Source organism: Alteromonas macleodii ATCC 27126 (assembly GCF_000172635.2).
In the GTDB taxonomy this organism is placed as follows: Bacteria; Pseudomonadota; Gammaproteobacteria; order Enterobacterales; family Alteromonadaceae; genus Alteromonas; species Alteromonas macleodii.
This window is the reverse complement of record NC_018632.1, coordinates 4,101,157-4,117,262: the sequence shown is the minus strand read 5'-3', so window position 1 is coordinate 4,117,262 and position 16,106 is coordinate 4,101,157. Positions and strand designations below refer to the sequence as shown.

Sequence of the window (16,106 nt, the reverse complement as noted above, 5' to 3'; positions counted from 1 at the left end):
TTAAAGGTTATGGGTTGGAGCTGTGACAATTAGCAGTGCTAATAAGCAGCTCCCGTCCTAGACCGCAGGTGCGGTGTGGTGAAAGAGGTAAGAGAACTTTCACAGTCAACACACTGCTTAATACAACAACCTGCGCAGACGGTGGTTTGACTCAGACTCTCTGGGGTAACAAACACCGTAGAGCGGTATCAACCATGAGGGTTGGTATCAATCTGTGAACCCTGACGGCGTAAGCGGGTAACCGCAAACAAAGTCAGATACAAAGAGGTGAACTCAGTGGCACTAGGTTTAGCAGCAAAAAAAGAGATCGTAGCAGAAGTTTCTGAAGTTGCGTCTCGCGCTCTATCCGTAGCCGTTGCTGAATACCGTGGGATGGAAGTTGCAGAACTGACTGACCTACGTGTTAAAGCTCGTGAGCAAGGCGTATACCTAAAGGTTGTACGTAATACTCTTGCAAAGCGTGCTCTAGCAGACAGTCAATTTGCAGACTTAGACAGCGCCTTAACTGGTCCGCTTATCTATGGTTTCTCTATCGACGCACCAGGCGGTGCGGCACGTCTTTTCAAAGACTTCGGTAAGACTAACGATAAGCTAAAAGTTACAGCACTATCTATTGGTAGCGGTCTTCTTGGTCCAGAGAAATTGGACGCAGTTGCAGCACTACCTACCCGCGACGAAGCGCTTGCGAAACTACTTGCAACCTTCAAAGCACCAGTTGGGAAATTCGTTCAAACAATCAACGAAGTTCCTGGCAAGTTTGTGCGCGTATTGGCGGCGGTCAAAGACACCAAGTAATTGGCGTTTTTGGCATATTGATTTTTTTAACATTTTATACCCAGGAGTTTAGAGAACATGGCTCTAACTAAAGAAGATATCTTAAACGCAATCGCTGAAATGCCAGTAATGGAACTGGTTGAACTAATCGAAGCGGCTGAAGAAAAATTCAACGTATCTGCTGCAGCTGCTGTTGCTGTTGCTGGTCCAGCTGCTGGCGGTGACGCTGCTGCTGCAGAAGAAAAGACTGAATTCGACGTTGTAATGACTTCATTCGGTGGCAACAAAGTTGCAGTTATCAAAGCAGTTCGCGGCGCGACTGGCCTAGGTCTTAAAGAAGCTAAAGAAGTAGTTGAGTCTGCTCCTAAAGCTATCAAAGAAGGCGTAAGCAAAGATGAAGCTGAAGCACTTAAGAAAGAGCTTGAAGAAGCTGGTGCAGAAGTAGAAATCAAGTAATCTGACATAGTCAGATTATTGCCTGAGACGGCAAGGCTGGTGGTTTTTTAAACCACCAGCCTTTTTGCGCTGTATAGTGTGTAGAATCTAACCCTTGGTTACACTACTTAAAGCGCCATTCGGAAATACCCATAAAAAGCATAAAAATCCAACAAGTTAACTAATAATTGGTTAAATTTTGTTGTATGCTGGTGTATCTGCCCGAAAAAGGGTTGTGGAAGTTTGTTGCTTAGTGCGCCATTTGAAACGTAGCTTTTAGCCCATAGCACGCGTTTTAAAGCATTTTGCAGCAGGTTGGGTCATAAATCAGCAGGCTGAGGAACCCATGGTTTACTCTTATAGCGAAAAGAAACGTATCCGTAAGGATTTTGGCAAACGCCCACAGGTATTGGAAATTCCATACCTTCTTTCAATTCAGCTTGATTCTTTCAAAAAGTTTATTGAGATCGATGCAGATGCTCAATACGGTTTGGAAGCAGCATTTCGTTCCGTTTTTCCAATTAAAAGCTACTCAGGTAGTTCAGAGCTTCAGTATGTAAGCTACCGCCTGGGAGAGCCCGTTTTCGACGTTAAAGAATGTCAAATTCGCGGCGTAACTTTCTCTGCTCCGTTAAGAGTAAAACTACGGTTAGTGTTGTTCGATAAAGACGCTGCGCCAGGTACCGTAAAAGATATTAAAGAACAAGAAGTGTACATGGGCGAGATCCCGTTGATGACTGAGAACGGTACGTTCGTTATCAATGGTACAGAGCGTGTTATCGTGTCACAGCTACACCGTTCACCTGGTGTATTCTTTGATCACGACAAAGGTAAAACCCACTCGTCAGGTAAAGTGCTTTATAACGCACGTGTAATTCCTTACCGTGGTTCGTGGTTAGACTTCGAGTTTGACCCGAAAGATAACCTATTCGTACGTATCGACCGTCGTCGTAAGTTGCCTGCAACGATTATCTTACGCGCACTTGAAATGACGTCTGAAGAAATCCTAGATACTTTCTTCGACAAAGTAAGCGTACGTATCGACAAAGACAAACTAATGATGGAAGTGGTTCCAGATCGCCTACGTGGTGAGACGGCTGCTTTTGACATCATTGACGGTGAAGGCAACGTTGTTGTTGAAACGGGTCGTCGTATTTCTGCGCGCCACACGCGTGCACTAGAAAAAGCCGGTCTTACAGAACTTGAAGTTCCAGCCGATTACCTAATTGGCCGTGTTTACGCAGCTACTTATGTAAACGAAGACACAGGCGAAGTGATTGTAAGCGCGAACGACGAACTAACCCTTGAAAACCTAGCGGCACTTAGCCAAGCGGGCATCAAAGAGTTCGAAACGCTTTACATCAACGAGCTAGATCACGGTTCATACATTTCAGATACGCTACGTATCGATTCTTCAACTAACCGCCTTGAAGCACTAGTTGAAATTTACCGTATGATGCGTCCTGGTGAGCCACCAACAAAAGATGCAGCTGAAACCTTGTTCGATAACCTGTTCTTCTCTGATGAACGTTACGACTTGTCTTCTGTTGGCCGCATGAAGTTCAACCGCCGTCTTGGCCGTGAAGAACTTATTGGTGCTGGTACACTAGATAAAGAAGACATTATTTCTGTAATGAAGCAGCTAATAATGATTCGTGACGGTAAAGACGAAGTAGATGACATCGATCACCTAGGTAACCGTCGTATCCGTTCTGTAGGTGAAATGGCAGAGAACCAATTCCGCGTTGGTCTTGTACGTGTTGAGCGTGCAGTTAAAGAGCGTCTAAGCTTAGGCGACCTAGACAACGTGATGCCACAAGATCTTATTAACGCTAAGCCTATCTCGGCTGCGGTTAAAGAGTTCTTCGGTTCATCTCAGCTTTCTCAGTTCATGGACCAAAACAATCCGCTATCAGAAGTAACGCATAAGCGTCGTATTTCTGCATTAGGCCCGGGTGGTCTTACACGTGAACGTGCAGGCTTCGAAGTTCGAGACGTACACCCGACTCACTACGGTCGTCTATGTCCAATCGAAACGCCGGAAGGCCTGAACTTCGGTCTAATTAACTCATTGGCAAGCTTCGCGCGTACCAATGACTTCGGTTTCCTAGAAACGCCGTTCCGTCGCATTGTAGACGGTGTGGTAACAGACGAAATCGATTACTTATCTGCAATTGAAGAAGGTCAATTCGCAATCGCTCAGGCAAACATCGCGTTGACTGAAGCAGGCGAGTTGGTTGACGACCTAATTCCATGTCGTCACCGTGGTGAAACTACCTTGATGCCGAAAGAAGACATCAAGTACATGGACGTTTCACCTCAGCAAATCGTTTCAATTGCTGCAAGCATTATCCCATTCCTAGAGCACGATGATGCGAACCGTGCACTTATGGGTGCGAACATGCAACGTCAGGCAGTACCTACACTACGCGCTGATAAGCCGCTAGTTGGTACCGGTATGGAAAGAACTATCGCGGTTGACTCAGGTGTTACTGTAGTTGCTAAGCGCGGTGGTGTGGTTGATTACGTAGATGCCAGCCGTATCGTTATTAAAGTAGACGAAGATGAAATGCTTCCAGGTGAAGCAGGTATCGATATCTACAACCTGACTAAGTACACTCGTTCTAACCAAAACACGTGTATCAATCAGAAGCCTACTTGTAGTGTTGGTGACCCGATTGTTGCAGGCGACGTGCTAGCTGATGGTCCTTCAACAGACCTAGGTGACCTTGCACTTGGTCAGAACATGCGTATCGCGTTCATGCCGTGGAATGGTTACAACTTTGAGGATTCAATCCTTATTTCTGAGCGTGTAGCGCAGGAAGACCGTTTTACTACTATCCACATTCAAGAGCTTAGCTGTATCGCTCGTGATACTAAGCTTGGGCCAGAAGAAATTTCTTCTGATATCCCGAACGTGGGTGAATCTGCACTAAGCAAGCTTGATGAATCAGGTGTTGTTTACATTGGTGCGGAAGTGAAAGGCGGTGACATCCTTGTAGGTAAAGTAACGCCTAAAGGTGAAACGCAGCTTACGCCAGAAGAAAAACTACTACGTGCAATCTTCGGTGAGAAAGCGTCTGACGTTAAAGATACGTCTCTACGTGTACCTAACTCTGTTCACGGTACGGTAATCGACGTTCAAGTATTTACCCGTGACGGTGTAGAAAAAGACAAGCGTGCGCTAGAAATTGAAGATATGCAGCTACGTCAGGTTAAGAAAGACCTTACTGACGAGTTCGAAATTCTTGCAGACGGTATCTTTGCACGTGCACAAACTGCACTTCTACGTGCTGGTGTTGACCAAGCTAAGCTTGACAGCCTGCCGCGTGAAAAGTGGTTTGAAATCGCACTTAACAGTGAAGATGCACAGCTAGAGCTAGACCAAATCGCTGATCAGCATGCTGAAATCAAACTTGATTTCGATAAGAAGTTTGAAGGTAAGCGTCGCAAGATTACTCAAGGCGATGACCTAGCACCTGGCGTGCTTAAGATCGTTAAGGTTTACCTTGCGGTTAAACGTCACATCCAACCGGGTGATAAAATGGCCGGTCGTCACGGTAACAAAGGTGTTATCTCGACTATCCAGCCTGTAGAAGACATGCCATACGATGCTAACGGTACGCCGGTAGATATCGTTCTTAACCCACTAGGTGTACCGTCTCGTATGAACATCGGTCAGATCCTAGAAACGCACTTGGGTATGGCTGCACACGGTCTTGGTGTGAAGATTGATCGTATGATTAAAGAGCAGCGCGAGCTGGCTGAACTACGTGACTTCTTGAAGAAGGTGTACGAGCTTGGTGAGAATCACCAAGAAGTAGACATCGATAGCTTCACAGACCACGAAGTTCGTCGTCTAGCGGAAAACCTTCGTAAGGGTGTTCCAGTAGCAACACCTGTATTCGACGGTGCTCGTGAATCTGAAATCAAAGAAATGCTGAAGCTTGCTGATATTCCAGAAAGCGGTCAGATTGCTTTGTTTGACGGTCGTACCGGTCGCGAATTTGAGCGTCCAGTTACGGTTGGTTACATGTACATGCTGAAACTGAACCACTTAGTAGACGACAAAATGCACGCGCGTTCTACTGGTTCTTACAGCCTTGTTACACAGCAGCCTCTTGGTGGTAAAGCACAGTTCGGTGGTCAGCGCTTCGGTGAGATGGAAGTGTGGGCACTTGAAGCATACGGTGCAGCATATACCCTTCAAGAAATGCTTACCGTTAAGTCGGATGACGTTAACGGCCGTACCAAGATGTACAAGAACATCGTCGATGGCGACCATAGAATGGAACCTGGCATGCCAGAGTCATTCAACGTACTACTTAAAGAAATTCGCTCGTTGGGTATCAACATCGAGCTTGAAGAAAAGTAATACGGCGTTAGCCACGTAATGTTATGAGATGGCCCGGCGCTTGCGCCGGGCTCTAGAGACTGACTCCGCTGGGAGAGTAATGTGAAAGACTTATTAAAGTTTCTAAAGCAACAAAACAAGACTGAAGAATTCGATAATATTCGAATCGGTCTGTCTTCACCTGACATGATCCGTTCATGGTCATTCGGTGAAGTTAAAAAGCCTGAAACAATTAACTACCGTACGTTCAAGCCTGAGCGTGACGGTCTGTTCTGTGCGCGTATCTTTGGTCCGGTTAAAGACTACGAGTGTCTTTGCGGTAAGTACAAGCGCCTTAAGCACCGTGGTGTTATCTGTGAGAAGTGTGGCGTTGAAGTTACACTGACTAAAGTACGTCGTGAGCGTATGGGTCACATCGAGCTAGCTAGCCCGGTAGCACACATCTGGTTCCTGAAATCACTTCCGTCTCGTATCGGCCTAATGCTAGATATGACACTTCGTGATATTGAACGTGTACTTTACTTTGAATCATACGTGGTTACAGAGCCAGGTATGACTACGCTTGAGCGCAGCCAACTTCTTAACGAAGAAGAATACTTGGATGCACTTGAAGAGCACGGTGATGAGTTTGAAGCGAAGATGGGTGCTGAAGCAGTATTCGATCTTCTTACAGCACTAGACGTAGACGCAGACGTTGCGGCTATGCGTGAAGAGCTGCCTTCAATCAACTCTGAAACTAAGCGTAAGAAAATTACTAAGCGTCTTAAGTTGCTTGAGTCATTCCAACAGTCTGGTAACAAGCCAGAGTGGATGATCATGACGGTTCTTCCGGTACTTCCACCAGATTTACGTCCTCTAGTACCACTAGATGGCGGCCGTTTTGCAACGTCTGACCTTAACGACCTATACCGTCGTGTTATTAACCGTAACAACCGTCTTAAGCGTCTTCTAGACCTAGCTGCTCCAGACATCATCGTACGCAACGAAAAGCGTATGCTTCAAGAGTCTGTAGATGCGCTTCTAGATAACGGACGTCGTGGTCGTGCGATTACCGGTTCTAACAAGCGTCCACTTAAGTCGCTTGCAGACATGATCAAAGGTAAGCAAGGTCGTTTCCGTCAAAACCTTCTTGGTAAGCGTGTTGACTACTCAGGCCGTTCTGTAATTACCGTTGGTCCTACGCTACGTCTTCACCAGTGTGGTCTTCCTAAGAAGATGGCACTTGAGCTATTTAAGCCGTTTATCTACGGTAAGCTTGAAGGTCGTGGTCTTGCGACAACAATTAAAGCAGCTAAGAAGCTTGTAGAGCGCGAAGCACCAGAGGTTTGGGACGTACTAGACGACGTTATCCGCGAACACCCGGTACTACTTAACCGTGCACCTACACTTCACCGTTTGGGTATCCAAGCATTCGAACCAACACTAATCGAAGGTAAAGCGATTCAGCTTCACCCGCTAGTGTGTGCGGCGTACAACGCCGACTTCGATGGTGACCAAATGGCGGTACACGTTCCGTTGACAATCGAAGCACAGCTAGAAGCACGTGCACTTATGATGTCAACGAACAACATTCTGTCACCTGCGAATGGTGAGCCAATCATCGTACCTTCACAGGACGTTGTATTGGGTCTTTATTACCTAACGCGTGACAAAGTAAACGGCTTAGGCGAAGGCATGGTATTCACCAGCCCGAATGAAGCAGAAAAAGCATACCGTACAGGTAATGCTGAGCTTCACTCTCGCGTTAAAGTACGTATTACTGAATATGACATCGATGAAGATGGCAACAAAACTGAGAAAGTAACGCTAACTGACACTACGGTTGGTCGTGCGATTTTCTCACTGATCCTTCCAAAGGGTCTGCCGTTTGAAATCATCAACCAAGCGATGGGCAAGAAGCAAATTTCAAGACTATTGAATGCTTGTTACCGTACGCTAGGTCTGAAAGATACAGTAATTGCTGCTGACCAAATCATGTATACCGGGTTCCACTACGCGATGATCGCGGGTGCGTCTGTTGGTATCGACGATATGGTTATCCCTGCTGCTAAGAAAGACATCATCGACGCAGCAGAAGCAGAAGTTATCGAAATTCAGGAACAGTTCCAAAACGGTCTTGTTACCGCGGGTGAGCGTTACAACAAAGTTATCGATATCTGGTCAAATGCCAACGAAAAAGTTGCTAAGGCCATGATGGATAACCTTAAGACTGACATCGTAATTAACCGCGATGGCGAAGAAGAAGAGCAATCATCATTTAACTCTGTTTACATGATGGCCGACTCGGGTGCTCGTGGTAGTGCCGCTCAGATTCGTCAGCTAGCTGGTATGCGTGGTCTGATGGCTAAGCCAGATGGCTCAATCATCGAAACCCCAATTACGGCGAACTTCCGTGAAGGTCTGAACGTACTACAGTACTTCATCTCAACTCACGGTGCTCGTAAAGGTCTTGGGGATACCGCACTTAAGACAGCGAACTCGGGTTACCTAACGCGTCGTCTAGTAGACGTTGCACAAGACTTGGTAATCACTAACGACGACTGTGGCACATTCGAAGGTGTTCAAATGACACCACTAATCGAAGGTGGTGACGTTGTTGAGCCACTACGCGAGCGTGTACTAGGCCGTGTGGTAGCAGAAGATGTACTTAAGCCAGGTACTAACGAAGTACTAGTTGAGCGGAACGTTCTTCTAGACGAAGCGTTAGTAGACATGCTTGAAGCTAACTCAGTTGACCAAATCATGGTTCGCTCGGTAATCACTTGTGACAACGACTTCGGTGTTTGTGCTAAGTGTTACGGTCGTGACCTTGCACGTGGTCACATGGTGGGTAGCGGTGAATCGGTTGGTGTTATTGCAGCACAGTCAATCGGTGAGCCAGGTACACAGCTTACCATGCGTACGTTCCACATCGGTGGTGCGGCATCAAGAGCATCTGCTGAGAACAGCGTACAAGTTAAGACTGCGGGTAGCCTTAAGCTACACAACGCGAAGTTCGTACGTAACTCTGACGGCAAAGTGGTTATCGTTTCTCGTTCAACAGAACTTACTGTTATCGACGAGCAAGGCCGTGAGAAAGAGCGCTATAAAGTACCTTACGGTGCTGTACTTAGCGTGGATGACGGTGCAACTATTGCAGCTGGCGACGTTGTTGCTAACTGGGATCCGCATAGTCACCCAATCATCACTGAACGTGCAGCTAAGATTAGCTTCGCTGACATTGATGACTCTAACACCGAAATGCAGCAAGACGAGCTTACTGGTCTAACCCGTATCGTTGTTAAAGACCTTGCGAAAGTAAACTCTAAAGAGCCTAAGCTAATTCTTGAAAGCGACGAGTTCGGTCTTCAAGAAATTCGTCTTCCAAGCTTCACAACCATCGAAGCGAAAGAAGGCAAAGTGGCTAACGAAGGTGACGTGCTAGCACGTATTCCTCAGGAAAGCTCGAAGACTCGTGATATCACGGGTGGTCTACCGCGCGTTGCGGACCTATTTGAAGCACGTAAGCCTAAAGAGCCTGCTATCCTTGCAGAAATCTCAGGTACTATCGGCTTCGGTAAAGAGACCAAAGGTAAGAAGCGTCTTGTAATTACACCTGCTGAGGGTGACGCGTACGAAGAGATGATTCCTAAGTGGCGTCAGCTTAACGTGTTCGAAGGTGAGAAAGTGGAAAAAGGCGAAGTTATCGCTGATGGTCCAGAGTCTCCACACGATATCCTACGTCTACGTGGTATCTCAGCTGTAGCAAACTACATCGTGAACGAAGTTCAGGAAGTTTACCGCCTACAGGGTGTTAAGATTAACGATAAGCACATTGAAGTAGTTATCCGTCAGATGCTACGCAAGTGCATTATCACTAATCCAGGCGATACGCAGTTCCTTGAAGGCGAACAGGTTGAAGTATCGAACGTTAAAGTGGCTAACCGTGAAATTGAAAAACACGGCAAGATCCCAGCGCAGTACGAAACACAGCTGCTTGGTATCACTAAAGCGTCACTGTCTACTGAGTCATTTATCTCAGCGGCATCGTTCCAAGAAACAACACGTGTTCTAACTGAAGCTGCGGTTCAAGGTAAAGAAGATGACCTACGCGGTCTGAAAGAAAACGTAATCGTTGGTCGACTAATTCCAGCGGGTACAGGTTTCGCTTACCACGAACGCCGTGCACAACGTCGCAAAGAGCAAATCGAAGAAATGTCAGTTTCTGCTGCTGAAGCAGAACAGGCACTAACCGAAGCGCTTAATGCTGGTGCAGACGAAGATACTGCCGAATAAGGCAAGATCATAGGAGTACGTTAACGTACTCCTAACAATTTGGCAGTCATGTTGTACAGATTGCAGATAAATTAACTGCTTAACCTTTGTACACCTTGACAGTCAGAGCGATGATCTTTAATATTCCGCGACCCGATTTTGGATAGCCAATAAGTGGCTCGATAAACGGTCGCGGTTTTTTGTATCAGAGCTCAGTGAATGTTGACGAGCACAATGTTCACAAACAAGAGCGATTAAGCAATTAATCGTATTAATATGGACCCAATCACAGTGATTGGGTTTTCGTAGTTTTTAATCAGGAGCTAGTTAATGGCAACAGTTAACCAGTTAGTGCGCAAGCCGCGTAGAAAGCCCGTTGAAAAAAGCAACGTAGCTGCTCTACAAGCTTGTCCACAAAGACGTGGTGTATGTACTCGTGTATATACTACTACGCCTAAGAAACCAAACTCTGCACTACGTAAAGTATGTCGTGTACGTCTAACTAACGGTTTTGAAGTTTCTTCATACATCGGTGGTGAAGGTCACAACCTACAAGAGCACAGTGTAGTACTTATCCGTGGTGGTCGTGTTAAAGATCTACCAGGTGTTCGTTATCACACAGTTCGCGGTACTCTTGACTGCGCAGGTGTAAACGATCGTAAACAAGCCCGTTCTAAGTACGGCGCGAAGAAGCCTAAGTCATAACGGTTCTCCGTTAGTAAGGCCAAACTGAAGTTTAAGAGTTTTGGGTTTTCCCTGAATTCATACGGAGAATAGAAAATGCCAAGAAGAAGAGTCGTAGGTCAACGTAAAATCCTACCAGAGCCAAAATTTGGTTCACAACTGCTTGCGAAATTCATGAATGTCGTAATGCTCGACGGCAAAAAGTCAGTCGCTGAAAAAATCGTTTACGGTGCGCTTGATATTGTTGCTGAAAAAACCGGCAAAGCACACCTAGATATCTTCGAGGAAGCGCTTGATAACATCCGCCCAACAGTAGAGGTTAAGTCTCGTCGTGTTGGTGGTTCAACTTATCAGGTTCCAGTTGAAGTACGTCCAGTTCGTCGTAACGCGCTAGGTATGCGTTGGATGGTTGAAGCTGCACGTAAACGTGGCGAAAAGTCTATGGCACAACGCCTAGCGGCTGAAATGCTAGACGCAGCAGATAATAAAGGTTCAGCGGTTAAGAAACGTGAAGACGTTCACCGTATGGCCGAAGCAAACAAAGCGTTTGCTCACTACCGTTGGTAATCAACGTTATTTAACTGAGAGAGATTTATGCCTCGTAAGACCTCGATTGAGCGTTATCGCAATATTGGTATTGTGGCTCACGTGGACGCGGGTAAAACCACGACCACAGAGCGTGTTCTGTTTTATACAGGACTGTCTCACAAAATCGGTGAAGTGCACGATGGTGCTGCTACCATGGACTGGATGGAGCAAGAGCAGGAGCGTGGTATTACTATCACGTCTGCTGCAACGACTTGTTTCTGGTCTGGTATGGAGCAACAGTTCGATCAACACAGGATCAACATCATCGACACCCCTGGACACGTTGACTTTACTATCGAAGTAGAGCGTTCATTGCGTGTACTAGACGGTGCAGTTGTTGTTTTCTGTGGGTCTTCTGGGGTAGAACCTCAATCAGAGACAGTCTGGCGACAGGCTGACAAATATCAAGTGCCACGCCTTGTGTTCGTTAATAAGATGGACCGGGCTGGCGCTGATTTTGAACGTGTTGTGGGTCAAATCCGCAAGCGTTTAGGCGCAAACTGTGTTCCGATTCAAATCAACATGGGCGCTGAAGAGAATTTCCATGGCGTCATCGACCTTGTGAAGATGAAAGCCATCAACTGGAATGAAGAAGACATGGGTATGACATTTACCTATGAAGACATTCCGGCTGAATATTTAGATACCGCTGAGCAGTACCGTACCGAAATGATCGAAGCGGCTGCAGAAGCATCTGATGAGCTAATGAATAAATACTTGGAAGGTGAAGAGCTTTCTGAGGAAGAAATTCGTTCAGGCCTTCGTCAGCGTACGCTGAACAACGAAATTGTTCTTGCCACCTGTGGCAGTGCCTTCAAAAACAAAGGTGTTCAGGCAGTACTAGACTCTGTTATTCATTATCTTCCGTCTCCAACAGAAGTTAAGGCCATCACTGGTGTACTTGACGACAAAGACGAGACAGAAGCAGAGCGTCATTCAAGTGACGATGAGCCGTTCTCAGCGCTAGCATTTAAAATAGCGACCGACCCATTTGTGGGTACGCTAACCTTCTTCCGTTGTTACTCTGGTGTAGTAAACACGGGTGATACGGTTTACAACCCTGTTAAGGGCAAGCGTGAGCGCTTTGGTCGTATTGTGCAAATGCACGCGAAAGACCGTGAAGAAATTAAAGAAGTACGCGCAGGTGACATCGCTGCGGCCATTGGCCTTAAAGATGTAACAACCGGTGATACGCTTTGTGACCCTAACCATGTTATTACGCTAGAGCGTATGGAGTTCCCAGAGCCGGTAATTTCAATTGCGGTTGAGCCTAAGTCGCAAGCTGACCAAGAGAAAATGGGCATAGCCCTAAGCAAGCTTGCAGCTGAAGATCCGTCATTCAAAGTGAAAACTGACGACGAGACAGGCCAGACGATTATCTCAGGTATGGGTGAACTTCACCTTGATATCATTGTCGACCGCATGAAGCGCGAATTTAAAGTTGAATGTAACGTAGGTAACCCTCAGGTTGCTTATCGTGAAACCCTTCGTAAATCTGTTGAAGTTGAAGGGAAGTTCGTTCGTCAGTCAGGCGGCCGCGGCCAATTTGGTCATGTATGGCTGCGCATTGAGCCTCAAGAAGAAGGTTCAGGCTACGAATTTGTGAACGAAATCGTCGGTGGTGTGGTACCAAAAGAGTTCATTCCAGCGGTCGATAAAGGAATTCAGGAGCAGATGCGAAGTGGTGTTCTTGCAGGGTATCCAGTACTTGATGTAAAGGTTACGCTGTTTGACGGTTCATACCACGATGTTGACTCTTCTGAAATGGCGTTTAAGATCGCCGGCTCTATGGGTTTCAAAAAAGGCGCCGCAGAAGCAAATCCGGTGTTACTTGAACCCACAATGAAAGTTGAAGTGACTACTCCAGAAGACTGGATGGGTGATGTAGTTGGTGACATTAATCGTCGCCGCGGCATGATCGAAGGTATGGAAGATGGCGTCGCAGGTGTTAAAATAATACGTGCTAAAGTGCCGCTTTCAGAAATGTTTGGCTACGCAACTGACTTGCGTTCACAAACACAAGGTCGTGCTTCATACTCAATGGAGTTCTTCAATTATTCTGAGGCGCCGAACAATGTGGCGCAGGCTATTATTGAATCTAGAATTTAATCTAAATGAAGGTTCGGTCCGGTCTATTGGTGGGTCGGACTTTTAACTTAGGAAACGAGAAAAATGGCAAAAGAAAAGTTTGAACGTACGAAACCCCACGTAAACGTGGGTACAATCGGCCACGTTGACCACGGTAAAACTACGCTAACTGCAGCAATCACTACAGTTCTTTCAAAGACTTACGGTGGTAACGCACAGGCTTTCGATCAAATCGATAACGCGCCTGAAGAAAAAGCACGTGGTATCACCATCTCTACTTCACACGTAGAATACGATACCTGCGATTTAGTTCGTGATTGTTGTGCCCTCTGAAACACGCCGTAAAGCCATCCTTGCTTTTATGTAAGAGCTCCGACACCGCATCCCTGCGGTGTCAGGTTGAGAGAGCGATTTCCCGCTGTAATAGACATAAAAAAGCTAGGACTATGCCTAGCTTTGATATTTAGGTCGGTAGCAACAAGGGGGTTACATTTGCTCGACTTTGTAGCCTTTCGCTTTTAATAAGGCGATAACACTGTCATCGCCAACTAGGTGGCCAGCACCGACTAAGACAAATTCTTGGTCATCATCGCCAAACATGGCTTCGATTTGAGGTAGCCAGTTTTGGTTGCGCTTAGTAAAAACATCGTCGTACGAAGCGGGAGATTCACGTTTGAATGTGTCTACCACCAGTTCATCGATTTTCTGAGTATTCCCTTCTCTCCATGCTTTTATGGTGCTTTTAAGCATGTCTTTTAGCTCTGGTAGCGTTTCCAAAGTTTCAGAAATGAGGCGGTCTTCTTCACCGGCTCCCATATTGGCAAGCATACTGATTTGAAAATCTAACGATTCCAGATATTCACTGGCTTTTCCGTCGCGAGCAGCTAACTGCATGAAGTAGGCATCTACACCTTGTCCAGCTAACTGAGAGCGTTGTGCTTCCATAGCTACCAGCATTGATGCAACCATGCCTGGCTTAAACTGCGCTAACTGATCGGCTGTTGCGCCAAAGTTGGCTAAATAAACATTGAGAGCCTGATAGGTCTCTTCTGATACATCATCTTTAAGCGACTTACCGTCTTTGTAAGCAAGCCCAGCCATCATTTTTTGCTGACCTTCAATATCCGTTGGGGCAGGCATTTTTACTTCAAAAACTAAAGTGTCACTTTTTTCATAGGTTTCAGTGAAAGTAGCGGGCAATGGAAATTCAGAGATTGGCAGAATATGTATTGTACCACCTACATAAACCGCAACATCGCCTTTCGACACTTTCCAAACCGAGGTCTGGTCGTGCTCTACATTTCCTGCAAAGGCTGTTGCCGAAATAGCGAAACTTGCCGCCATTGCCCATTTACGAAGGGGTATTCTTTTCATTGTATATATCCTTATTAACTATTCTACCAAGATGTCTTAGAGTGTATTGGCTACATGCAGCTTAATTCTTCCTGTCTGCCCCCAAAACACACTGCGCTCGACTAGTATTTCCAATCATATCAGATGCTCAACCAAGTAAGGACTGATCTTCAATACAGATTTTATTACTCTTTGTTGTGTCACTTTGATGTCGAACCACTATACCTGCGGTAACACGCCGCGGTCGCGAACATTTCAACTCTCGCTGAGTGAGTAATTATCTCTGCGGACTGGTATAAACTATATGTTAAAGCTTCGGGCGAGTTAATACGTTACGCTATGCACTCCATATTCGGTGTAGGCTGGTAGGATTCATACATTCTTGGCACCAACTCGCTGTTTATTAACTTTAACACTTCAAAAATAATGTCAAAACCTAACGAACCAAAAACACAGACCGTTAGTGATGCTCTTAAGCATGCTATCGAAAAATTTCCGACGACACCTATCGCAGAGGTTAAGGCAACGGTACCTCAAGATGCTGCTAGTTGGCGGGAACTCGTGCAGCAACGAAATGCGCAGCAAAAGAAAAAAGTAAAGAACATGCGCAAGCAATTAGATGTCAGTGTGGAATTACTGGAAATAGCAGGCGTAACAGTTCGTAAGCTCACGCCGAAAGAGGTGTCACCGCATTTTGAAAACCATGTTTATATAGACGTGCATGGGGGCGCCTATGTATTTTTTGGCGGCTTGCCGAGTATTGAAGAAGGGTTATTGATTGCATCACGGTTAGGAATAACCGTATTGAGTGTAGATTACGCTATGCCGCCAAATGCCCCAGCACCTGCCGCGCTTTGTGATTTAAAAGCTGTATACCTAGCGCTTTTAGATAGCGTTGAGAGTCGTCGCATCCTCGTTGGAGGGACATCTGCAGGCGCAGGGCTGGTTCTTGCGCTTATACAATCACTGGCCGCCGAGAGTATAAGCCTTCCTTGCGCTATCTATACAGGCACACCATGGGTAGATTTAACGCAGGCAGGGGATAGTCGACAAGTTAATGAAGGTGCTGATCGTGTGCTGGTTACCTACGAAGGACTACTACAATCTGCGGCAGCGCTTTACGCTGGAACTATCGACTTATCACACCCTAGTGTTTCGCCTATTTATGGTGACTTTACTTCGTTTCCGCCTGTTTTCATCGTGGCAGGAACACGCGATCTATTTTTAAGCGATGCAGTCCGTCTGCATAGAAAAATTCGCGATTTCAACGGTACGAGTCAACTTGAGATTGTGGAGGGACTGTCTCATGCGGAATACCTCATTGCCCATGAAACTCCAGAGTCTTATATGACTTATGATGAACTAAGGGCATTTTTCTTACAGAATCTCTAGCTCAATTCTACAAAACCATACTGTTACAAAACACCTTTAGCCAATGAAAAAGAAAGCCATATAAGCTTGTGCTTATTCTTAATCAACCCGCGTTTTATCAGTTCTGACTGTCAGTTCAGTGTAAATTTGTAAAAGCATATGCAAATAATAATAATTTGCATTTAGTTTAATCTCTCTGTATTTT

9 protein-coding genes and 1 pseudogene are annotated in these 16,106 nt (G+C 46.0%); 9 read left to right on the top strand and 1 reads right to left on the bottom strand.

Annotated features, from left to right (window positions below; genetic code table 11):
• Positions 1-276: 276 nt before the first annotated feature.
• From rplJ to MASE_RS17500, 8 genes and pseudogenes are all read left to right on the top strand, one after another.
• Complete coding sequence (gene rplJ, locus MASE_RS17535) at positions 277-795, top strand: 50S ribosomal protein L10 (protein ID WP_014951041.1); 519 nt, start codon at positions 277-279, stop codon at positions 793-795.
• Positions 796-852: 57 nt separating this feature from the next.
• Positions 853-1,230: a 50S ribosomal protein L7/L12 gene (rplL, locus tag MASE_RS17530; protein WP_015068303.1), complete on the top strand. Its 378-nt coding sequence runs from the start codon at positions 853-855 to the stop codon at positions 1,228-1,230.
• 325 nt (positions 1,231-1,555) lie between these two features.
• Positions 1,556-5,584 carry a DNA-directed RNA polymerase subunit beta gene (gene rpoB / locus MASE_RS17525; protein ID WP_014951039.1) on the top strand — a complete coding sequence of 1,343 codons (4,029 nt, stop codon included), beginning with the start codon at positions 1,556-1,558 and terminating at the stop codon, positions 5,582-5,584.
• An 81-nt stretch (positions 5,585-5,665) separates the two neighbouring features.
• Entirely contained in the window at positions 5,666-9,838 is a 4,173-nt protein-coding gene (gene rpoC / locus MASE_RS17520; protein WP_014951038.1) for a DNA-directed RNA polymerase subunit beta', read from the top strand.
• Between the two features lie 309 nt (positions 9,839-10,147).
• Positions 10,148-10,522: a 30S ribosomal protein S12 gene (gene rpsL / locus MASE_RS17515; protein ID WP_014951037.1), complete on the top strand. Its 375-nt coding sequence runs from the start codon at positions 10,148-10,150 to the stop codon at positions 10,520-10,522.
• A 75-nt stretch (positions 10,523-10,597) separates the two neighbouring features.
• Positions 10,598-11,068, top strand: a complete 471-nt coding sequence (gene rpsG, locus MASE_RS17510) for a 30S ribosomal protein S7 (protein WP_014951036.1) — start codon at positions 10,598-10,600, stop codon at positions 11,066-11,068.
• A gap of 27 nt (positions 11,069-11,095) precedes the next feature.
• Entirely contained in the window at positions 11,096-13,198 is a 2,103-nt protein-coding gene (gene fusA / locus MASE_RS17505) for an elongation factor G (protein ID WP_014951035.1), read from the top strand.
• A 63-nt stretch (positions 13,199-13,261) separates the two neighbouring features.
• Positions 13,262-13,477 (top strand): annotated as a pseudogene (locus tag MASE_RS17500) (GTP-binding protein); the annotation flags it as partial.
• A 186-nt stretch (positions 13,478-13,663) separates the two neighbouring features.
• Here the strand turns inward: MASE_RS17500 and MASE_RS17495 are convergent.
• On the bottom strand, positions 13,664-14,551 hold the full coding sequence (locus tag MASE_RS17495) for a TraB/GumN family protein (RefSeq protein WP_014951033.1): 888 nt from the start codon (positions 14,549-14,551) through the stop codon (positions 13,664-13,666).
• 405 nt (positions 14,552-14,956) lie between these two features.
• Here MASE_RS17495 and MASE_RS17490 point away from each other — a divergent pair, with 405 nt between their 5' ends.
• Positions 14,957-15,922: an alpha/beta hydrolase fold domain-containing protein gene (locus MASE_RS17490; RefSeq protein ID WP_014951032.1), complete on the top strand. Its 966-nt coding sequence runs from the start codon at positions 14,957-14,959 to the stop codon at positions 15,920-15,922.
• The last annotated feature ends 184 nt before the right edge of the window (positions 15,923-16,106 follow it).